Annotated in this window: 23 protein-coding genes; 12 read left to right on the plus strand and 11 right to left on the minus strand. The window is 69.3% G+C overall.

Going from position 1 to position 19394, the window contains the following annotated elements; all coding sequences use genetic code 11:
• Positions 1-119: 119 nt before the first annotated feature.
• From sctT to AC5LXK_RS24080, 8 genes are all read right to left on the minus strand, one after another.
• Positions 120-947 (minus strand): type III secretion system export apparatus subunit SctT, encoded by an 828-nt coding sequence (sctT, locus tag AC5LXK_RS24045; protein WP_493393967.1) that lies wholly within the window; start codon positions 945-947, stop codon positions 120-122.
• A gap of 6 nt (positions 948-953) precedes the next feature.
• Positions 954-1469, minus strand: coding sequence for a hypothetical protein (locus tag AC5LXK_RS24050; RefSeq protein WP_493393968.1), 516 nt, complete (start codon positions 1467-1469; stop codon positions 954-956).
• Complete coding sequence (gene sctN, locus AC5LXK_RS24055) at positions 1469-2815, minus strand: type III secretion system ATPase SctN (protein ID WP_493393969.1); 1347 nt, start codon at positions 2813-2815, stop codon at positions 1469-1471. Before sctN ends, AC5LXK_RS24050 begins: the two co-directional genes overlap by 1 nt.
• Positions 2812-3654, minus strand: a complete 843-nt coding sequence (sctL, locus tag AC5LXK_RS24060; RefSeq protein ID WP_493394043.1) for a type III secretion system stator protein SctL — start codon at positions 3652-3654, stop codon at positions 2812-2814. The genes sctN and sctL overlap by 4 nt, the downstream gene beginning before the upstream one ends.
• Positions 3639-4409 (minus strand): type III secretion protein HrpB4, encoded by a 771-nt coding sequence (locus AC5LXK_RS24065; RefSeq protein WP_493393970.1) that lies wholly within the window; start codon positions 4407-4409, stop codon positions 3639-3641. Before AC5LXK_RS24065 ends, sctL begins: the two co-directional genes overlap by 16 nt.
• Before the next feature lie 3 nt (positions 4410-4412).
• Entirely contained in the window at positions 4413-5192 is a 780-nt protein-coding gene (sctJ, locus tag AC5LXK_RS24070; protein WP_493393971.1) for a type III secretion system inner membrane ring lipoprotein SctJ, read from the minus strand.
• Positions 5193-5262: 70 nt separating this feature from the next.
• Entirely contained in the window at positions 5263-5655 is a 393-nt protein-coding gene (locus AC5LXK_RS24075; protein WP_493393972.1) for a type III secretion protein HrpB2, read from the minus strand.
• A 17-nt stretch (positions 5656-5672) separates the two neighbouring features.
• A complete protein-coding gene (locus AC5LXK_RS24080) occupies positions 5673-6245 on the minus strand; it encodes an HrpB1 family type III secretion system apparatus protein (protein ID WP_493393973.1) in 573 nt (190 codons plus the stop codon).
• Between the two features lie 325 nt (positions 6246-6570).
• Between AC5LXK_RS24080 and sctU the strand changes: the two genes are divergently transcribed.
• The 11 genes from sctU to AC5LXK_RS24135 all read left to right on the plus strand — a co-directional run bounded on the left by sctU (position 6571) and on the right by AC5LXK_RS24135 (position 15826).
• Positions 6571-7650 carry a type III secretion system export apparatus subunit SctU gene (gene sctU, locus AC5LXK_RS24085; RefSeq protein WP_493393974.1) on the plus strand — a complete coding sequence of 360 codons (1080 nt, stop codon included), beginning with the start codon at positions 6571-6573 and terminating at the stop codon, positions 7648-7650.
• 8 nt (positions 7651-7658) lie between these two features.
• Positions 7659-9752: a type III secretion system export apparatus subunit SctV gene (gene sctV / locus AC5LXK_RS24090; protein WP_493393975.1), complete on the plus strand. Its 2094-nt coding sequence runs from the start codon at positions 7659-7661 to the stop codon at positions 9750-9752.
• A 13-nt stretch (positions 9753-9765) separates the two neighbouring features.
• Complete coding sequence (sctP, locus tag AC5LXK_RS24095; RefSeq protein ID WP_493393976.1) at positions 9766-10413, plus strand: type III secretion system protein SctP; 648 nt, start codon at positions 9766-9768, stop codon at positions 10411-10413.
• Positions 10414-10482: 69 nt separating this feature from the next.
• The gene (gene sctQ, locus AC5LXK_RS24100) at positions 10483-11649 is read left to right on the plus strand and encodes a type III secretion system cytoplasmic ring protein SctQ (RefSeq protein ID WP_493393977.1); all 1167 of its coding nucleotides are present in this window, start codon (positions 10483-10485) and stop codon (positions 11647-11649) included.
• Positions 11633-12283, plus strand: coding sequence for a type III secretion system export apparatus subunit SctR (gene sctR / locus AC5LXK_RS24105; protein ID WP_493393978.1), 651 nt, complete (start codon positions 11633-11635; stop codon positions 12281-12283). The genes sctQ and sctR overlap by 17 nt, the downstream gene beginning before the upstream one ends.
• A gap of 11 nt (positions 12284-12294) precedes the next feature.
• On the plus strand, positions 12295-12558 hold the full coding sequence (sctS, locus tag AC5LXK_RS24110; protein WP_175042150.1) for a type III secretion system export apparatus subunit SctS: 264 nt from the start codon (positions 12295-12297) through the stop codon (positions 12556-12558).
• Positions 12559-12570: 12 nt separating this feature from the next.
• Positions 12571-13410 (plus strand): hypothetical protein, encoded by an 840-nt coding sequence (locus AC5LXK_RS24115; RefSeq protein ID WP_493393979.1) that lies wholly within the window; start codon positions 12571-12573, stop codon positions 13408-13410.
• Positions 13411-13578: 168 nt separating this feature from the next.
• A complete protein-coding gene (locus AC5LXK_RS24120; RefSeq protein ID WP_493393980.1) occupies positions 13579-14694 on the plus strand; it encodes a secretion protein in 1116 nt (371 codons plus the stop codon).
• Positions 14695-14724: 30 nt separating this feature from the next.
• A complete protein-coding gene (locus AC5LXK_RS24125) occupies positions 14725-14955 on the plus strand; it encodes a type III secretion protein (protein WP_175042147.1) in 231 nt (76 codons plus the stop codon).
• A gap of 93 nt (positions 14956-15048) precedes the next feature.
• Positions 15049-15249, plus strand: a complete 201-nt coding sequence (locus tag AC5LXK_RS24130) for a hypothetical protein (RefSeq protein WP_493393981.1) — start codon at positions 15049-15051, stop codon at positions 15247-15249.
• Between the two features lie 121 nt (positions 15250-15370).
• Positions 15371-15826, plus strand: coding sequence for a CesT family type III secretion system chaperone (locus tag AC5LXK_RS24135; protein WP_493393982.1), 456 nt, complete (start codon positions 15371-15373; stop codon positions 15824-15826).
• A 49-nt stretch (positions 15827-15875) separates the two neighbouring features.
• On the opposite strand, the gene AC5LXK_RS24140 is transcribed toward AC5LXK_RS24135, so the two are convergent.
• Positions 15876-16730, minus strand: a complete 855-nt coding sequence (locus AC5LXK_RS24140) for a formyltransferase family protein (protein ID WP_493393983.1) — start codon at positions 16728-16730, stop codon at positions 15876-15878.
• 202 nt (positions 16731-16932) lie between these two features.
• On the opposite strand from AC5LXK_RS24140, the gene AC5LXK_RS24145 reads away from it, so the two are divergent.
• Positions 16933-17562 (plus strand): GNAT family N-acetyltransferase, encoded by a 630-nt coding sequence (locus tag AC5LXK_RS24145; protein WP_493393984.1) that lies wholly within the window; start codon positions 16933-16935, stop codon positions 17560-17562.
• A 4-nt stretch (positions 17563-17566) separates the two neighbouring features.
• Here AC5LXK_RS24145 and AC5LXK_RS24150 read toward each other — a convergent pair whose 3' ends face one another.
• Together AC5LXK_RS24150 and AC5LXK_RS24155 are read right to left on the minus strand one after the other, a co-directional pair.
• Positions 17567-18022 (minus strand): outer membrane protein assembly factor BamE, encoded by a 456-nt coding sequence (locus AC5LXK_RS24150; protein ID WP_493393985.1) that lies wholly within the window; start codon positions 18020-18022, stop codon positions 17567-17569.
• Between the two features lie 52 nt (positions 18023-18074).
• Positions 18075-19349 (minus strand): hypothetical protein, encoded by a 1275-nt coding sequence (locus tag AC5LXK_RS24155; protein ID WP_493393986.1) that lies wholly within the window; start codon positions 19347-19349, stop codon positions 18075-18077.
• Between the last annotated feature and the right edge of the window lie 45 nt (positions 19350-19394).

Genomic DNA, 19394 nt, shown 5'->3' on the forward strand with positions numbered 1-19394 from the left:
GTGCCGGCTCGTCGGGCCGCGTTGGAGAACAGCGTAACGGAATGAAATATGAAGAAACTCAATTAATCTAATATTTGCGGTTTCTTTGAGAAACTTTGAGTATGAAATGCATTCGTAAACTAATGGTTATCTGATTTCCCACGATTTGAGAAAATTCCATTCCACTGCGCCTCGAGCGAATTCAGGGCCAGCTGGCCGTGCACCTGATCGACGAACAGCCCGATGAAGGTCGCCAGCATCGCGATCGCGACCGCCGCCTTCACCGGCTGGCTCAGGCTGGAGATGTCCAGCTTCGAAGCCGATTTCGACACGAAACCGAACGCGATGTCGACCAGCACGAGGATGAACAGCAGCGGCGCGGCGAGCTTCGCGATCGACTGCATCAGCGTATCCGTCTGCTGCAGCACGAAAGCTTCCACGATCGCACCGGTGATCGGCGCACCTTTCGATATCGGCCACCATTCATACGATTCGTAAAGCGTCCCGAGCAGGAACGTCATCCCGCCGAGCGACCAGAACGCCATGATTGCGACCTGCTGCAACAGCGTGCCGACCGGCGTGCTCTGCTCCTGGCTGGCCGGGTTGGTGATCTGAATGTTGTTGTGCCCGGTCAGGTCGTCGATATAGACGCCCACGCTTTCCGCGACCCAGAACACCGTCGACGCCGCATAGCCGAGCACCAGCCCGATCGCCGCCTCGCGCAGCGCCACTTCGGCGAGGAACAGGCCGTGCAGCGATTCGACGAACGAGATCGGCTGGCCGACCGCGACGTACGCGCTGAACACGATCGCGATCGCGTTGCGCACCGTGCCCTGGATCACGCCGTCGGCGGTCGGCGGAAACACGAACATCAGCACGAACAGCCGCAGCGCGCAGACGGACGTCACCGTCAGGTAACCGATGAAGAGGCTGTGCAGGTCGACGAGCGGCCCGAGGTTCTGGATCATCCCGCGTTACCCCTGAGTGGCGCGTGCGCGGATGAACCGGGACGTCGCCGTTTCTTCGTTTTCCTCGTCCTGCGCATCCTCGCGGGCGAGTTCGATCGTGCGCCGGATCGCCGCGATCCGTTCGTTGCATTGGTCGATGCGCTGCGTGTCGATCGCGATGTCGCGCTGAATCCGCGCGATCGCCTGCTCGATGCCCGCGATCTCGCCGTCCAGTTGCGCGAGCTTCGCCATCATTCCCCGCCGGCGGTCGGTCACGACGCCGATATAGCGCACGCACTGGTTGAACGCGTCGATCGAGAAGCCTTCGCTGCCCCCCGTCATGCGCGCGACGCGTTCCTCGTAGCCCGCGATCACGCGCGACTCGCCGTCGATCTGCTCGACCGCCGCCGCGCGGCGCGCGAGCAGCCCGGCCCGTTCGTCGTGCCGCGCGCTCAGCTGGACCCGCGCCGCATCGATCATGCGGGTGCGACGCGCATTCGCATGTGCGAGGGCGGCGATCCGGAGCCGGTTCGCGTCGGCCATCAGGCGCCGGTCAGCGCGTGCAGCCGCGCTTCGGTATCGGCGAGTGCGACGATCTCGTCGGTGCGCTGCGACAGGAACGCCTTGATCGCGTCGTGCCGCGCGATCGCCTCGTCGGCGAGCGCGTTCGCGCCCGGCTTGTACTCGCCGATCTGCAGCAGCATCTCGATCTCGCGGTACTTCGCCATCAGCGCGCGCACCCGCGCGGCCGCATCGACGTACGGCGCGGGCATGACCTGCGACATCACGCGCGACAGGCTGCCGAGCACGTCGATGGCCGGATACTGGTTGCGCGCGGCGATCTCGCGCGACAGGATCATGTGCCCGTCGAGAATCCCGCGCACTTCCTCCGCGATCGGATCGCTGCCGCTCTCGTCCTCGGCGAGCACCGTGTAGAGCGCGGTGATCGAGCCATGCGCGCCCATCCCGGCGCGCTCCAGCAGGCGCGGCAGCTCCGCGAAGATCGACGGCGGGAAGCCGCGCCGCGCCGGCGGCTCGCCCGCGGCCAGGCCGATCTCGCGGCCGGCGCGGGCGAAGCGCGTGAGCGAATCCATCATCAGCAGCACGCGCAGGCCGCGATCGCGAAAGTATTCGGCGATCGCCGTCGCGACGTAGGCCGCCTTCGCGCGCTCCATCGACGAGCGGTCGGACGTCGCGCACACGACGACCGAGCGCGCCATGCCGTCCGGCCCGAGTATCAGCTCGACGAATTCGCGCACTTCGCGGCCGCGTTCGCCGATCAGCGCGATCACGTTGATGTCGCAGTCGGTGCCGCGCGCGAACATGCCGAGCAGCGTGCTCTTGCCGACGCCCGCCGGCGCGAAGATGCCCATCCGCTGCCCTTCGGCGAGCGTCATCATCGCGTCCACCACGCGCACGCCGGTGGCCATCGGCGTGTCGATCATCCGCCGGCTCATCGGCTCGGGCGGTGACGCGAATACCGGCTGCAGCTCGTCGGATTCGATCGCGGGGCCGCCGTCGACGGGGTTGCCGAGGCTGTCGATCACACGGCCGAGCAGCATGTCGCCGACCTTGACCGACAGCGAGCGCCCGAGCCCGATCACCTGGGTCGAGCGCGAGATGTCCGTCAACCGCGAAAACGGCGACAACAGCGCGCAGTCGCGCGTGAAGCCGATCACTTCCGCATGCTGCAGCAGCGCGCCGGCCGGCGTGCGCAGCTCGCACAGCTCGCCCAGCGACACGTCGAGGCCGCCGACCTTGACCAGCGTGCCGATCACCTCGATCACCTTGCCGGTGCGCAGCACGCCCGGCCGCGCGAGGATCTCGCGCTCGATTTCGTCGGTCAGGCGCTCGAAGCCGAGCGTCCGGTCGAACCACTCGCTCTTCATCGCGACACCTCGACCGCCGCCGCGTCGCCGGCCTCGGCGCCGTCGTCATCGTCGTCCTCGGCTGTGTCGCGCGCCGGCTTCCCTGCGTCGCCTGCTTCGGCCTGATCCAGGTAGATCGAGCGCTTCAGCGCGCGAGAGACGGCACTGCGCATCGCGCGCAGCTGCGTTTTCAGGCTTGCGTCGACCGAACCGAAATCGGTCTCGCACACGCATGCGCCCGGTTCGAGCTGCCGGTCGGCCGTGATCGACACCGGAATCGGCCGGCCGAGATCGCGCCATTTCGCGGCAAGCTGGTCGAACGCGGCGCGTGCGGCCTCGTAATCCTGTGGGTTTACCGCGACGCGCAGGTAGGTGGCGTTGTCGATGATCCGGTCGACGGTCGACAGCGCGCGGGCGAACAGCGCCTCGCGATCCATGCTGTGCACGATGCTCTCGACCGCCGACGCGATGATGTCCGCCAGCCGTTCGCGCATGCGGATCTGCAGGCGGTTCTGCGCGTCGGTGGCATCGGCAAGCCGCTCCATCCATTCCGTCAGCGCGCGGTTCGAGCCTTCCCGGTAGCCGCGTCGCGCGGCCGTCTCGTAGGTTTCGGCGGCCGCGTCGAGCAACGCTTCCGCCTGCGCTTCGCCCTCCGCGATGATCGCGGCGGCTTCCGCGTGCGCCTGTTCGAGCAGGAGCGCACGGTCGGCCTGGAGCTGCGCGTACGCGTCCGCGATCGACAGCAGGTTGCCGAACGTCTCTCGCCGGACCACGTCCGCATGCACGCCGAACCGCACGTCCGGTTCGTCCGGGCCTTCGCCGCCTGCCGTCAGCCGGCTGCTGTTCAACCAAATAACCATGCCCACTCCCGAAGCAATTCCGGCAGACGACGAAACAGCCGGATCGTGCCCGCTTCGTCGTGCTGCGCCGGCAGCGCGTTCAGCCATGCCGGCACGTCCACGTTGCGCGGCAGCGCGAGCCGCGACAGCGGAAACGGCAGTCCGTCCGCGCCCCTCAGGTCGCGCAGCACCAGCAGCATCCCTTCGACTGCGAGCGAATCCGCGTCCAGCGACGCGAGCGGCGGTAGCGCGACGGCGGCCAGCCGCGCGGCATCGTTCGCGCTGCCCGTGTCCGGGCCGCTCATCAGCACGTCCACGTCGAGCCCGGTCCAGTCGGACAGCCGGCGCTGCGCGTGACGATCGATCAGCCGCCGCACTTCGCCGCGCCGCAGCAGCAGCGCGCGCATCCGCCAGATCCGCAGCGTCAGCGGCGCAGGCACGACGTCCAGCAGGCATGCGTTCGGCTGCGACGCGCCGGTCGCGGCGGCGCGCGTGAAGCCGCCCTGCGACAGGCCGGAGAAACCGGGCGGCGTCACGCCGAGCGCGCGCACCAGCGCGCGCGAGCACCGGGCGGCGGCGCCGGCCGGCGCACCCGCCAGCAACGGGCGCCAGCCCTGCAACAGCGCTTCGGGCACGCCGAGCGACGCGGCGATCCAGGACGGATGCACCCAGTCGGCGACGGCATCCACGTTGCGCCGGTAGCAGTCGAGTGCCGTCGCGATCCGGACGGCCGGCACACCGGCGTCGAGCCCGGCCGGTGCTGCGAGCCCCGTCATCGCTTACGGCTCCTTGCGGGCCGGCCGGAAGCGTCCGGCGAACGTGTCGATCCAGCCTTGCAGCGATGCGCCGCGCCGGGCGCCGAACCGGTACGCGGCGAAACCGGCGGCGGCCAGCAGCGCGACGAGCGCGGCGACGAGCGCCACCGTCGACCACGGGTTCGTGGCCGGCGCCGTGTACTTCGACAGCTCGACGGGATCGGCCGCGACGGTCGTGACGCTCACGTGGTCGTAGGTCAGCCCTTCGACGCTGTGCATCACGAGCGTCTTGATCTGCGGGATCAGCGTGTTGATGTCCGCGTCCGGGCGATACTTGATGAACACGGCGGCGGACGACGGCTTCACGTTCTGCGCAAGCGGATCGTTGTTCGGCAGCACGATCTGCACGCGCGCGACGAGCACGCCGTCGATCTTCGACAGCGTCGACGACAGCTCCTGGGAAATGCCGTAGACGAACCGCACGCGCTCCTCGGTCGGCGTCGACACGAGGCCGTCCTTCTTGAACAGCTCACCGAGGTCGTTGAACTTGCTGTGCGGCAGCCCGTGTGCGCGCAGCACTTCCATCGCGCGCACCAGTTGCCCGTCGTCGACGTCGAGCGTCCAGGTCTTGCCGCCGTCCGCGCTGCCCTTGCTCGCCGTGACGCCCTGCTCCAGCAGCGCGACGAGCATCTCGTTCGCGTCCTGTTCGGTGAGATTGCCGTACAGCTCCTTCTTGCATCCGCCGAGCAAGACGATGCAAAGCGCGACCACCGCCACGCGTGCGATGCGACGATTCGACCTCATGGATTTGCCATCCGCCCTCAAGCACTGCCTTTTGCGACGCTGCGCTCCGCACGCCGGCGGAGCACGGCACTCATTGGTTCTTCATCAGGGTCTGGATCGACGACTTCGACGATTCCGCGAGGCTCATCTTGACCTGCATGTTCATCTGCATGCTCGTCATCTCGAACATCATCTGGATGGTGCGATCGGTCATCTCGGTCATCGACAGGCCGGGAATGTCGGCGGACAGCTTGCCGATATCGGCGATCGCGTGCTGGAACTGCGCGTCCTGCGCCTCGACGGCTTTCGCGACGGTGGACGACAGGTGACTGTTCGCCTGCTCGGGCGGCGCCATCGGCGCATGTGCCATCAGCGCGCTGAACTTGTCGCCCAGCCGGGCCGTGTCGGTGGAGGCGGCCGGCGCGGCTGCCGCCGTCGCGTCGAGTGCGGCGGGCGCGAGCTGGCTGACGGGATCGATGGCCATGTCGGATCCTCCCGTCGTCAGGCGCGCAGGAACGCGCCGCCCTGGAACATCTCGGCCGCGGGCGCGGTGTCGCGCGGCGCGGAGCTGTCGGACCCTTCGGCATTCGCGTCGGCTTCCTGCAGCGACGCGGGCGCGACGAACGGCTGGCCCGGCCGGTGGTCGCGGATCGCGCGGTCCACTTCGTCCTTCACTTCGAGCGCCCGCACCAGCGCGCGCGTGTCCTTGTTGTCCGGATCGTCGGCGAGCGCCTCGTTGGCGATCTGCCGCCACGAAGGATCGCCCATCGACGACAGCGAGAACGCGAGCAGCGCCTTCGCATAGCCGAACTGCGGGCGCATCTCGATCACGCGCAGCAGGATCTGGTTGGCTTCCTGCCACTGCCCCTTCGCCATGCGCATGAGGCCGTCCAGCGCGTCGATCTCGACCACGCGCGGACGCAGCAGCCGCAGCGCGTCGATCACCTGCTCGATGTCGAACAGGTCGACCTGCGTGTTCGGGAAGTTGTCCAGCAGCGCCACGGAGACGGTCTCGATGAGCCCGCCAATGAATTCCGGGCTGCAATTCAGGTACTCCGGCGTGTCTACGGTCATGGCTACGCGCTCCTGCGATGAATTGGAATCGGGGCCGGCCGGCCGCGCGACGGACGGCGGCGCCGCCGGATGGAGACCGACGCCCCCGACCATAGCAATTCCGCTTCGGTTGCCGCCGCCTCATGCGAAGCCAGCGCGCGCGAGGCGAAGCATGGTGCGCGCACGGCCGGCGCCGCGCGCTCGCTTCGGCGCACGCCGCGCCGCTTCGCATCGCCGCCGCCCGCCGCACCCGACGGGCGCTAAGGTCGTCGCAGCGGCGCGAATGCGGCATGCCGGTTCGCCCCCCTTTCGATTCGATCCGGCCGAGCAACGCCGCGGGCCCTCCATGAGCGACGAAAAAACCGAACAGCCCACCGACAAGAAACTCGAGGACGCGCGCAAGGACGGCGAGGCGGCGCGCAGCACCGATTTTTCCGACGCGCTGTCGATGACGGGCGCGCTGATCGCGCTGGTCGCGACGGTGCCGCTCTTTCGCGACGGGCTGCACGAGATCGTGTCGGTGCCGCTGTCGTTCGTCGGCAAGGACCGCACGCTGCAGCAGGTTCACGTCGACCTGTTCAGGATCGGCGCGGCCGCGCTGAAGATGATCCTGCCGTGCGTGCTGGCCGCCGCGCTGGCGTCGACCGCGGGCTCCATCGCGCAGGTGGGCTTCCGGATCGCCACCAAGCCGGTCGTCCCCAACATGCAGACGGTCAATCCGGCGAGCGGCATCAAGCGGATCTTCTCCGTGAAAAGCCTGATCGACTGCGCGAAGATGGTCGTCAAGGCGATCATCCTCGGCTGGGTGATGTGGCAATCGATCAAATGGCTGTTTCCGCTCGTGGTCGGGTCGATCTACCAGCCGCTCGACGGGCTGTCGCTGATGTTCTGGAACATGCTCGCGAAACTCGGCGCGATCTCGGTCGGCATCTTCGTGCTGGTCGGCGCGATCGACATCAAGCTGCAGGGCTTCCTGTTCATCAAGAAGATGAAGATGAGCAAGGACGAAGTGAAGCGCGAGCACAAGGAGCAGGAAGGCAGCCCCGAGCTCAAGGGCGAGCGCCGCCGCCTCGCGCGCGAACTGGCCACGACGGCGCCGAAGCCGCGGATCGGCCTGGCCAACGTGCTGGTCGTCAATCCGACCCACTTCGCGGTCGCGCTGCGCTATGCGCCCGACGAGCATCCGCTGCCCGTGGTGATCGCGAAAGGCATGGACGCCGATGCGGCGACGCTGCGGCACGCCGCACGCGAAGCCGGCGTGCCGATCATCGGCAACCCGCCCGTCGCGCGCGCGCTCTACAAGGTCACGCTGAACCACCCGGTGCCGGAAGAGCTGTTCGAGACGGTCGCCGCGATCCTGCGCTGGGTCGACGCGATCGGCGCGAGCCGTCCGCCCGAGCGGCCCTCCCACTCCCTTCCCCGCTGAGCGTATCGATGTTCAAGGCCCTCAAGTTTCCGGCCGGCGGCGAAATCGGCATCGCGTTGCTGGTGACCGCGATCATTTCGCTGATGATCCTGCCGCTGCCGCCCGAGCTGATCGACATCCTGCTCGCGATCAACATCACGATCAGCGTGACGCTGCTGATGGTGACGATGTACGTGCCCGACATCGTGTCGCTGTCCGCGTTTCCGTCGCTGCTGCTGTTCACGACGCTGTACCGGCTGTCGCTGAACATCGCGTCGACCAAGTCGATCCTGCTGCACGCCGAGGCCGGCAACATCATCGACAGCTTCGGCAAGCTGGTGGTGGGCGGCAACCTCGTGGTCGGGCTGGTGGTGTTCATCATCATCACGACCGTGCAGTTCATCGTGATCGCGAAAGGCTCGGAGCGGGTCGCGGAGGTCGGCGCGCGCTTCACGCTCGACGCGATGCCGGGCAAGCAGATGAGCATCGACGCCGATCTGCGCGCGAACCTGCTGAGCCCGGAGGAAGCCCGCCACCGGCGCGCGACGCTGGCGATCGAGAGCCAGCTGCATGGCGGGATGGACGGCGCGATGAAGTTCGTGAAAGGCGACGCGATCGCCGGCCTGCTGATCACGACCATCAACATCGTCGCGGGCATCGCGGTGGGCGTCGCCTATCACGGGATGACCGCGGGCGAGGCGGCGAACCGCTTCTCGGTGCTGTCGGTCGGCGATGCGATGGTGTCGCAGATTCCGTCGCTGCTGCTGTCGGTCGCGGCCGGCGTGATGATCACGCGCGTCGCGGACGAGCGCAGCCACAAGCCGCGTTCGCTCGGCGAGGAAATCGGGCGGCAGCTCGGCTCGAGCGCGCGCGCGCTGTATTTCGCCGCGCTGCTGCTGCTCGGCTTCGCGCTGGTGCCCGGCTTCCCGGTCGTGCTGTTCCTGCTGCTCTCCGGCCTGCTCGCCTTCATCGCCTACAAGCTGAGCGGCACCAAGCCGCAGAGCGGGCCGGCGCCGGACGGCCTGCAGGCGATGCAGCGCTCGGGCGCGAAGGCCGACACGCCCGCGATCATGACGCGCGCGCCGCAGTTCGCCTGCCCGATCGGCGTGCGCGTCGCGCCCGACCTGATGCAGCGGCTGGCGCTGCCGGTGCTCGACCGCTCGTTCGGCGCCGAGCGCGCGCGCTTGCAGGAAGAACTGGGGCTGCCGTTTCCGGGCATCACGATGTGGACGCATCCGGGCCTGCTTTCGATGCATGCCGAGATCCTGATTCACGACGTGCCGCACCTGCTGATCGAACTGCCGGCCGGCCTCGTGATGCTGCCGGAGCCCGAGCGCGTCGCGGCGGGCGCCCCGCTGTCGGACGAGGACATCGGGCAGCGCGACGCGCTGGTCGCGAAATGCGAGCCGCGCGCGCCGATCGACGCCGGCGGCCGGCCGACGTATTGGGTCGAGGCCCGCGAGGTGCCGGCACGCGTTCCGGCGTGGGGCCCCGAACAGGTCATCGCGCACGCGTCGGTCGCGCTGATGCGCCAGCATGCGACGCAGTTCCTCGGCATCCAGGAGGTGCAGTGGATCCTGGAGCAGCTCGGCGAGGATCATCCCGGGCTCGTCGCGGAAGTGCAGAAGGTGCTGCCGCCGCAACGGATCGCCGACGTGCTGCGGCGCCTGCTCGAGGAGCAGATCTCGATTCGCAACGTGCGCACCATCATGGAAAGCCTCATCGCGTGGGGGCCGAAGGAAAAGGACATGCTGATGCTGACCGAATACGTGCGGGGCGACCTGTCGCGCTTTCTCGCGCATCGCGCGACGCGCGGCAAGCGCACGCTGCCCGCCGTGCTGCTCGACCTGCCGATCGAGCAGCACATCCGGCAGGCGATCAAGCAGACCCCGACCGGCAATTTCCTGGCGCTCGCCCCGGACGAGATCGGCCTGCTGATCGACAAGATCCAGGCGGTCGTCGGGCCGCAGCCGACGGAAGGCGTCGCGCTCGTCACGTCGATGGACATCCGCCGCTACGTGCGCCGGATGATCGAGGCGAAGCTCGGCTGGCTGGCCGTGTATTCGTACCAGGAACTGGGCGAGCACGTCGACCTGCGCCCGATCGGGCGCATCACCGTCTGACGCCCGCGCCGACGTGACCCGCATCGACACCCGCGACGCGCGCCCGCAGCCGGCCCAGGACGACGCAGGCCCGCCGTCCGTGCGCGGCGCGCGCCGGTTCGACTATGCGGCGCTGCTGGCCGCCCGCCGCACGGTGGTGCGCCCGGTGTCCGACGCACCGCCCGCGTCGCGCCAGCCGGACGATCCCGCCGGCCCCGGCGACGCGACCGCAGGATCCGACAGCTATCCGCTGATGTCGAACGAGCGCGACGCGCGCCCGCACGAGCGCGAACCCACCCCCGCCGAGCTGGCCGAATGCCGCGCGATCGCCGCGCGGATTTCGCACGCGGCCGCGCCGATCGCGGCGGTCGCGCTGCAGGAACAGCGCGATCACCTGGGCCTGCTCGGTGTGCTGTCGCGCGAGATCGCGGCGTTCTGCGGCGACGCCGCGGTCGCGGCCGGCGGCCCGTGGGAAGCGCATGTCGTGCTGAACGACCGGATCCTGCCCGCCACCGAGCTGCACGTATCGCTTTCGCATTTCGACCTGCAGCTTCGGTTCGACGCGCAGGACCGCGATGCGCGGCAGTTACTCTTGGGCCACAGCATGGTGCTCGAACGCGAGCTCGACGCGATGCTGCGTGCGTGGGGGCAGCCGAAGACCGTCCGTATCACGGTGTGGTAGCCGGCCCCGCGCATCCCGCTTCGCGCGCAACGGCATGCGCGGGCCAACGACGGTACTTTCCGGCAAGGGTTGAAACTGATTCGGCATTCGATCATTCCTGGCGGCGCATCCTGCGCACCGTTCGCGCCTCCCCCGCTCGATGCGGCGAGCGCGCACGCGTCGCGGCGGCTGTTCGACGCCCGCCTGCCGGCATTCCTGCGCGACACGCTCGACGCGGGCGAATTCCGCTGCGCTTTCGCGACCGGCGCGCCCGACTACGCGGATCCGGCGATCGCCGAATTGCGGATCGACACGCCGGCCGGCCCGGTGAGCGCGCACCTGTCGGTCGATCTCGAACGCTATCCGGCGCTCGCGGTGTGCGCGTGGTCGGAAGCGCAAGCCGCGGACCGGCGGACGAGCCCCGAACTGACGCTGCGCAACGCCGTCGCGAACGTGCTGTGCGGGCCGCTGCTGCAAGGTCTCGACACGCTCGGCCTGCCCGGCGTGCAGGTTGTCGCGGTCCGGCGCGGCGTCTTGCCGCCCGCGTCGCCGGGCAACGTGACCGTCGCGCTGTCGCTCGTGCTGCACGGGCAGCGCCACGACGCGCGCCTCCGGCTGCCGGGCCGCTGCATCGAGTGGCTGGACGCGTGCGTGGCGCGCACCGCACGGCCCGTGCGGTTCGATGCGTCGCTGCGCGTGCCGGGCAGCCTCGTGCTCGGCACCAAGCCGCTGTCGGTCGACACGCTGCAAAGCCTGCGCGGCGGCGACATCCTGATGCGCGCGCTCGATCCGGCGCTCGACGCCGCGTGGCTGCGCCACGCGGACGACGGGCCGGCCGCCGCGTCGTCGCCTGTCGCGCTCGCCGCATGGGGCAGCGCCGGGCTGGCGCGCTGTCATGCGGCGGTCGCCGTGCATCCCCGAACGATCACCTTGTTGAAGGAACCCGTGATGACGGAAAGCACCGTCCTGGGCGCGCAGGAAGCCGGTCCGGATCTCCGGGCCGACGAGCGCGCCGTCGAAGTGGGCGAACTCGAGCTGCCGGTGCAGTTCGTCGCCGATACCGTCGCGCTGACGATCGACGAGGTGTCGTCGCTCGCGCCCGGCTACGTGATCGAGTTGCCGACCGCGATCGCGGACCTGACGCTCAAGCTGGTCGCGCACGGACAGGTGATCGGCCATGGCGAACTGGTCGGCATCGGCGAGCACGTCGGCATCCGCATTCTCCGCATGGCGCACGAACATGATCCAGTACAGTGACCTGTCCGGCCTGCTGCTGATCGTCGTCGCGATCGGCCTGCTGCCGTTCGTCGCGATGGTCGTGACGTCGTACGCGAAGGTCGTCGTCGTGCTCGGCCTGTTGCGCAACGCGCTCGGCGTGCAGCAGGTGCCGCCGAACATGGTGCTGAACGGCATCGCGATCCTAGTGTCGGTCTACGTGATGGCGCCGATCGGCATGATGGCCGCGAAGACGCTGAGCGGCCAGACGATCTCGCCGCAGTCGTCGCAGGCCGTGATCCAGGCGGCCGACGCGGCGCGCGAGCCGTTCCGCCAGTTCCTCATCAAGCACACGCAGGAACGGGAAAAGCGCTTCTTCCTGCGCTCCGCGTCGATCGTGTGGCCGAAGGAGCAAGCGCAGTCGCTGCAGGAGAACGACCTGATCGTGCTCGCGCCCGCGTTCACGCTGACCGAGCTGACCGACGCCTTCAAGATCGGCTTCTTGCTGTACGTGACCTTCATCGTGATCGACCTGATCATCGCCAACGTGCTGCTGTCGATGGGGCTCAACCAGGTGTCGCCGACCAACGTCGCGATCCCGTTCAAGCTGCTGCTGTTCGTCGTGATGGACGGATGGTCGACGCTGATCCACGGGCTCGTGCTGACCTACAAGTGACGGGAGCCGCCATGGATGTCGATTCGCTGGTCCACGCCGCCACCCAGGGCATGCTGCTGTGCCTGACCGTGTCGCTGCCCGTCGTGATCGCGGCCGCCGCGGTCGGCCTCGCCGTGTCGTTCGTCCAGGCGATCACGTCGCTGCAGGACCAGGCGCTGCCGTTCGCGATCAAGCTGATCGCCGTGACCATCGTGCTGGTGATCGTCGCGCCGCTGTCGTGCGCGGCGATCCTGCATTTCGCGAACGAGATGATGCGCACGGCGTTTCCCACCTGACGCGGGGCCGACATGACACGCATCTCATCCCATTCGGCGGAGATCGCCCGGCAAGCGGCCGCGGCGGCGCACAAGAAAAGCGCGAAGCCGCGGCGCGCGCGACCCAGCGGGCAATTCGCGACGCTGTATCGCGGCACGCGATTCGCGCACGGCGGCCCGCAGGCGCAACCGGGCACCGCCCAGGCGCAGCGTTCGAAGAAAATGGCGGCGCGGCTCGCGCGCCGGCGCCGTGCCGCACGCGGCAAGCGCGGGGCGGGCTCGACCGAAGGCGCGGACAGTGCGGACGGCGCGGACGATCAACCGGACTTCGACGTCGTCGACGGCGAACAGGAGCGCCGTGGCGGACACGGTGGCGGCCGCGGCGGGCACGGCGACGATCAGGAAGACCCGCACGACGCGGAACCTGCCGCCGTCACGTTCAAGAGCGGCCGCCGTTACCAGGCGGTTGCCCCGCTTGCTGCGCCGCTGGCGGAGGTTCCGCTGGCCGCCCCCGATCGCGGCATCGATCCGCGTGCTCTGCGCGAAGCCTGCACACGCGAATTGCTGGCGCTGCAAAGCGAGCTGGCCGCGCAGCCGGGCGCCGGTTTCAGCGCGCGCGTGCATGCATGGGCGGCGCGCTGGCTGGGCGTGCAGCAAGCCGGCGTGACGCTGCCCGAAGCCGATCCGGAGGCGTTGCGCTCGCACGCGCCGTCGCGCCCGAACGCTGCCGGCGCCGCGACTCCCCTGCCCGATTCCGCGCGCGATTTCAACCTGCTGGCCGGCCTGCTGCTGCGCCAGTTCGACCGTCGTCGGACGCCGCGCCAGAGTGCCGTCGCGCTGGATACCCTGCGCGCGCTGCGCCGCGCGCCGTAGCGCACCGGTGCCATGCGAATGCTTCGTTCGGCACGCGAAGTCTTCGCATCGCGGGCCGGCAGCGCGCGTTTAGCCTCTACATTGACAGCGAGACGGACGATCCGCGCGCGTCGTGCGCGGCGCCGCGGATTCGGCATACGGACCTGATATCGATTGAACGCCTCTGCGATGAAACAGCTACGGATACTGACGGGATTCCACGCGGGCGCGATGCTGCAGCTCGTGCCGGGTCGGCATCGGGTTCATGGCGGCGCCGATGCGGACATCCGGCTGACGGACTGGACCGGTGCCGACGTGGCGCTCGACGTCGATCCGTCGGGCGTCGTCCGTGCCGTGACGCGCGCGGAAGGCCCGGCCGGCGAGCCGGCGGACGCCGCCGTCGCGGTGGCGGACGAAACCGTGATCCTGGTCGACTTCGTGCCGATGCGGTTCGGCGACACGATCCTGTGCGTGGGCCCCGACGATACGCCGTGGCCGTCGGATCTCGATCTGCTGTCGACGCTGCTGACCGGCCCCGCCGACGCGCAGGCCGATGCCGGCCGGCGCAAGCGGCGCCGCTATTACGGCGCCCTCGCCGCCTGCGTCGCGCTCGGCATCGCGGCCGGTGTCGTCGTGCTGCTGACCACCGCGCCCGACAGCGAGGCCGCGCTGCGGCACGGCGCCGACTACCGGACCACGCGCATCCAGGAAGCGCTCGCGGCGGCGCACATGAACGAATTGCAGGTGCGCTCGGTGGGCAACACGAGCGTGGTGACGGGCATGGTCGCCAATCTCTCCGACGACCAGCTCGTGCGCTCGACGCTGGAGAAGATCGCGTCGAAGGACATCGTGCGCAGCTACGACGTCGCGCAGAACGCGGTGCACAGCATCGAGGATTCGCTCGGCATAGCCGGCGTGCGCGTCACGTACCTGGGCAACGGCGCATTCGCGATCGCGGGCACCGTCGACAGCAAGGACGCGCTCGACAAGGCCGTCACGCGCGTGCGCGCGGATCTCGACTCGAACATCCGGCGGCTCGTCGTGCAGGCGGTCGAGAACCCCGGGCACGCCGCGCCCGTCACCGGTCAATACTCGGAAATCGTGTCGTCCGACACGGTGCAGTACACGCAGACGCCCGACGGCATCAAACACATCTACATGACCGACGAACCGGCGGAGCCCGCGCCGGCCTCCGGCGTGCCGGTTGCGTCGGGTGCGGCGATGCCGTCCGTCGACGACAGCACGATCGCGCGCAGCGCCGGACAGGCGCATGCGGCGCCCGCCCCGGCCGCACCGGACTCCTGAATTTCCACCGACCTCGACAGGACTATCGACATGTACGAACCGATCACGCCCTACGCCCAGCAGTTCGACAACCTTTCCGCGATCGTCAGGAACCCGGACGCCGCGCCGCTGGTCGAGAAGATCCAGCGCGCGCTCGCCGAGGTCGCCGAAAACGTGAACAACGCCCCGCCGGGCTCCGATTCCGACAACCGCAATCGCGCGACGCTCTACCGCGGCTTGCTGGCGGCTTCGCGCGTCATCCAGCACATCCGGCAGGTGTAACGGTATCCGCTTCCGTTCTGTTCCATCGCGGCCAGCGCCGCTCGAGAACGGTTTATCCCGCAGTAGCTTCCTTACTTCTCCAGGAGAAACAACATGGGTGCAATGGTAGGTGCAGCCGATGCCGTCAAGAGCATCACCGAATCGACGGCGGCACAGAGCATGATCACGCAGGCGAGCTCGCACGCAGCCACCATTCAGGCGGCGAACAACGCGCAGTTGAATGCGGCGACGGCAACCGCCAACGCCACCAACTCGGCAACGGGCTCGCTGAAGGACATCGCGAAGAACCAGTAACGCGAATCGCACGCCGTACCGCGGCGCCACCGCCGGCGCGACAGGCCAGCCCGACCCGGTCATTCCGTGGGCACCGTCGCGCCGGCCTCTCCCTTTCCGTTTTCGTCGCGTCTTCACGCTCATGAGCGATCCCCGCTATCTCGCGCTCGTCGCGCAGTTCTGCGCGGTCGTCGGCCTTCCCGATGTCGACTACGTGCAGGAAACCGGCTCGGTCGAGGTCGAAGGCTTCGAGGTGCGACTCGAGCACGTCGAGCGCGACGAGGACGCGATCTATGCGAACTTCCATTTCGGCACCGTGACGGCGGGCCGCACCCTGAACATTTTTCGCCTGATGCTGGAAGCCAACCTGCTGATTTACGCGCAGGATCAGGCGCAGCTCGGTATCGACGCGGACACGGGTTCGATCGTGCTGATCCTGCGGCTGCCGTTCGAGCCGGACTTCAGCGGCGCGGAGCTCGCGGACCTGCTGGTTCACTACGCCGATCACGGCCGCTACTGGCGGCAGAACATCATCGAGTCGAGCGACGAAATGTTCGAAGGCATCGCCTCCGGCGAATTCTTCTGGCTGCGGGCGTGACCCCGTGATCGGCCGATTGGCGCCGCACGGGCGCGCCGTGCGGCGTGGTTCAAGGCCCGATGTCGGCGCGTACGGACAGGCTCACCGCGCTCCATTCGAGCAGGGCGACGAAGCCGTCCGGCACCGCGACAACGGTCCAGCGGCGACAGGTATGCGCGATCGAGCCCGGCGCATACGCATGCCGTTCGTGCCAGCCGACCGCGCGCCGCACGTAGCGCACGCCGCCGGCCACGTGTGCGATGCATTCGTGCAGCCCGTTGGCCCGGACACGGGTCATCACGTCGTCCACCGGCCGCGTGAAATCGAGCGTCCGGTCGGCTTCGACCGGCTTCGGCCAGTAGCTGCCGCCCGTCTGCGGCACGCGCGCGGCCCACAGCGCGTCGAAGCGATACGCGACCTGCCGCGCCAGCCGGCAGCCGGCCATCTGCACCTTGAGCTGCAGGCTTTCGTGGCACTCGTCGGCGGCGAGCGCGAAGCGTTCCCGCGCGAGGATCTCCCCGGTATCGAAGTCCGGCGCGATCCGGTGGCAGGTCACGGCCCACTCGCGGCGACCGTCCAGGATCGCGCGCATCTGCGGATAAGGGCCGCGCGCGTCCGGCAGCGGCGCCGGATGGAAATTGATCGCGTGCTTCACGTAAGGCGTCCAGTCCGGAATCCGCCAGGGGTAACCGGCGACCACCAGCACGTCGCAGTCGAGGTCGCGCAGCGCGCGCAACGCGGCTTCGTCGATCCGCGACAGTTGCAGCGGCACGCCGTGACGGGTCGCGTACGACACGATTTCCGTATTCGAATTCACCTGGCCGTCGGTCACGACGCTGAACAGCGACACGGGTGTCCATCCCGTGCTCGCGAATGTCTCCAGCACGCCATGAAACAGATCGAATCCTGCGAGGGCGAAACGCATGCGGTATCTCCGTCGGCGCGCAGCGACGGGCCGCGCATGCGCCAGCATGTCATGCGGCGTGGCGGGGCCCGCCAGGCGCGGCGAAGACGAAGATGCGCACGCGAAGACGTTCCGCGAATGACGTGCGGGTTCGCGCTTCCGGACCGCCGTTCCGCAACGCCTCATGCACACTGACAAGACCGATCGATGACGAGCGATCCTCATGCGACTGCCCCTGTTGACCCATCTCGAAACCGAATGGCTGATCCTTCGCCCGCTGGCGCCGGACGATGCGCCCGCGCTCTTCGAGCAGATGTTGAGCGACCCGGAGACGATGAAGTATCTGCCGATCCTGCGCCACGCCGATCTCGCGCAAACCCATGCGTACATCGACGAGGCCCGCCGCGGCGGGCTCGACGGCACGCTGATCCGCTATGCATGCGAATGCCGCGCCACGGGGCAGCTTGCCGGCGTGATCGAACTCACGCCCGATCTGCCGCGCGTGCGCCTGTCGGTGATGATCGCGAAGCGCGGCGGCACGCGGCGCCGGCGCGCATGCCTGATGGCATTGCAGGAACTGCTCGCACGACTGCTCGCCCGGCGCGGCGTGGGCCTGATCTACGCGTATTGCGTGGCCGGCGGCCCGGCCGGCGACTGCATCGAGCGTCTCGGCTTCCGGTGCGAGGCGCTGCTCAGGCGCCACGAGCAGCAGCCGAATCGCGACGTGCCGGCGGCGGATTGCCGCCTCTACGTGCTGACGCCGCATGCGGCGGCGTCCGCGCCGGCGTCGGATGCCGGCACGTGGCTACGCGACCTGCTCGGCGATTCGCGCGGCGGCCGGGCGCGGCTGTGATCCGTCATTGCGCCGGCGGTTCGTCCACCAGCACCGGCACCGGCATCGTCTGGGATGCCGACACGCGCGGCGTGACGTATTGCGCGCATGCCGGATCCTTCCAGTAGGTCGCCTCGACCCGTTGGTGCTGGTCGAATCGCACCTGGTACTGGCAGGTCACGAATTCGTTGCCGCGCCCGGTGCGGAACCGGAACACGTAGTTCCACGCGCGCACGCCGTACGTCCCTTCGCTGAAATGCGGCTCGTGAATCAGCAGGTACACCTGATTCTCGGTGATGCCCGGCACGACCTGCCGCAGCCGGCCCGGATCGGCGACAGTGCCGTCGGCCACCCAGGCCGTGCCCGGATCGGGGAACACCGGTGCGCCGTTCGCGTCGGTCTGCGGCGTCGTGCTGCAGCCTGCGAGCAGCAGGCCGCCCAGCAGCGCGATCGCCGCGCCGCCCATCGTGTCGATTCTCATGTCTGGTCCGGGGAGGTTTCGAGGATTGAAAAGGATGGGCGCGGTGTCGCGCTCATGCGCCGCGCCGTCTGCATCCCGCGCGGCAGGCGCGCAGGCAGCGCAGGCTGCGGCGATGCGGGCAGCCGTCCGATGGCGCGGACGGGCGCCGTGCGTCCAGCCATTCGAGCGCCTGCGCTGCGAATCGCACGACGTTCACGATGCCCGCGGCTTCGTTGCCCGACGCGACCGATGCCGGATCGGTCGCGTCCGCACCGGCGTTGCCGATTGCGCCGGACGCGCCGTCGTCGTCCGCCGAACGGGCCTGCCGCGTCATCCAGCCGCGTTCGACGAGGTTCGTTTCGATCGCCCGCCAGCCGGGCAGCGCCGCGCCGCGCTCGGACAATGCGCGGCCCGCCGTGGACGCGAGCGTGCCGGCCCGGCGTGCAGTCGCGCTCGCGTAGCGGCCGACCGAACCCGCCGCGTCGGCCATCGCATCGCGCATCGAACGGGCCGGCAGCGGGCCATCGCCTCGCGGAAGTGGCTGCATCGACGAACCGGTTGCCACGTGCGGCGATGTCGCCGGCGTGGCGGTATGCGTCGACGGGTCGGCCGCCGCAACGCGCGCCCTGGGTTCGGGATCGCGCGCCGGCGTTCCGCTGCGCGACGCTGCGTCGGCAAAGACGGCCGTTACGGCAAGTGCCGTCGTTTCGGCGCGCGGGTTTCCGGGCGCGTGCATCTGCATCGTGTCGCCCGGCGGGAGGTCGACGTCCGTTTCGATGGCCTGCCGGTTTTCCGTGAGCGGCGTCGCCGGTGCATCGGCGGCGGCCCCCGGTATCTCGCGGGCCGCGGGCAAGACGACGGGACCGGACGAAAGTATCGGACCGAGCGGCACCGCGCTTCCGAACGCAGCCGGGATCGCATCCGTATCGGGTCCGGCAGGGTCTTCCGGCGTATCGCCCGATGCGGTATCGCCGCCGGACGGCCGATCGCCGACGATCCCCTGCACGCCGTCCGGCGTCGCCGGCGCGGTGCCTGCCGTCGTCGGCGTCGAGAGTGTCGTCACGCCGCCGTCACGCATCCCCGCCGCGCCCGATGCCGATCTCCGCAACGGCGGGCCTGCCTGCGCTGCGGTCTCCGCGTTCGTGCCCTGCACCGGCGCGGCACCAGCCGCGTCCTTGAGTTCCGCCCCGCCGCCGATCAATGCGCGCAGGATCTGCACGACGTCGCCGCCGGGCCGCGCCGCTTCCCCGGTCACGCCGGCATCGGTGGACGGGGTGTCCGGCCCGGATGCGCGGTCGGCCGGCGCGCGGTCAGTGCCGGCGCGGGCGGGGGGAATCGACGAATGCATGGGCGTGCGCGGGACAGTGGCGATCGCGGCCGGCGGCCGGCATGC

Source organism: Burkholderia pulmonis, assembly GCF_984667975.1.

Coding starts and splice junctions, on each gene's coding strand:
- sctL (WP_493394043.1), bottom strand. CDS start 3,654: ATGGTTATTTGGTTGAACAGCAGCCGGCTGACGGCAGGCGGCGAAGGC.
- AC5LXK_RS24135 (WP_493393982.1), top strand. CDS start 15,371: ATGAGCGATCCCCGCTATCTCGCGCTCGTCGCGCAGTTCTGCGCGGTC.
- sctJ (WP_493393971.1), bottom strand. CDS start 5,192: ATGAGGTCGAATCGTCGCATCGCACGCGTGGCGGTGGTCGCGCTTTGC.
- sctR (WP_493393978.1), top strand. CDS start 11,633: ATGATCCAGTACAGTGACCTGTCCGGCCTGCTGCTGATCGTCGTCGCG.
- sctN (WP_493393969.1), bottom strand. CDS start 2,815: ATGAAGAGCGAGTGGTTCGACCGGACGCTCGGCTTCGAGCGCCTGACC.
- AC5LXK_RS24050 (WP_493393968.1), bottom strand. CDS start 1,469: ATGGCCGACGCGAACCGGCTCCGGATCGCCGCCCTCGCACATGCGAAT.
- sctS (WP_175042150.1), top strand. CDS start 12,295: ATGGATGTCGATTCGCTGGTCCACGCCGCCACCCAGGGCATGCTGCTG.
- sctV (WP_493393975.1), top strand. CDS start 7,659: ATGTTCAAGGCCCTCAAGTTTCCGGCCGGCGGCGAAATCGGCATCGCG.
- AC5LXK_RS24140 (WP_493393983.1), bottom strand. CDS start 16,730: ATGCGTTTCGCCCTCGCAGGATTCGATCTGTTTCATGGCGTGCTGGAG.
- AC5LXK_RS24120 (WP_493393980.1), top strand. CDS start 13,579: ATGAAACAGCTACGGATACTGACGGGATTCCACGCGGGCGCGATGCTG.
- AC5LXK_RS24080 (WP_493393973.1), bottom strand. CDS start 6,245: ATGACCGTAGACACGCCGGAGTACCTGAATTGCAGCCCGGAATTCATT.
- AC5LXK_RS24145 (WP_493393984.1), top strand. CDS start 16,933: ATGCGACTGCCCCTGTTGACCCATCTCGAAACCGAATGGCTGATCCTT.
- AC5LXK_RS24065 (WP_493393970.1), bottom strand. CDS start 4,409: ATGACGGGGCTCGCAGCACCGGCCGGGCTCGACGCCGGTGTGCCGGCC.
- sctT (WP_493393967.1), bottom strand. CDS start 947: ATGATCCAGAACCTCGGGCCGCTCGTCGACCTGCACAGCCTCTTCATC.
- AC5LXK_RS24150 (WP_493393985.1), bottom strand. CDS start 18,022: ATGAGAATCGACACGATGGGCGGCGCGGCGATCGCGCTGCTGGGCGGC.
- sctU (WP_493393974.1), top strand. CDS start 6,571: ATGAGCGACGAAAAAACCGAACAGCCCACCGACAAGAAACTCGAGGAC.
- AC5LXK_RS24075 (WP_493393972.1), bottom strand. CDS start 5,655: ATGGCCATCGATCCCGTCAGCCAGCTCGCGCCCGCCGCACTCGACGCG.
- AC5LXK_RS24125 (WP_175042147.1), top strand. CDS start 14,725: ATGTACGAACCGATCACGCCCTACGCCCAGCAGTTCGACAACCTTTCC.
- AC5LXK_RS24130 (WP_493393981.1), top strand. CDS start 15,049: ATGGGTGCAATGGTAGGTGCAGCCGATGCCGTCAAGAGCATCACCGAA.
- AC5LXK_RS24115 (WP_493393979.1), top strand. CDS start 12,571: ATGACACGCATCTCATCCCATTCGGCGGAGATCGCCCGGCAAGCGGCC.
- AC5LXK_RS24155 (WP_493393986.1), bottom strand. CDS start 19,349: ATGCATTCGTCGATTCCCCCCGCCCGCGCCGGCACTGACCGCGCGCCG.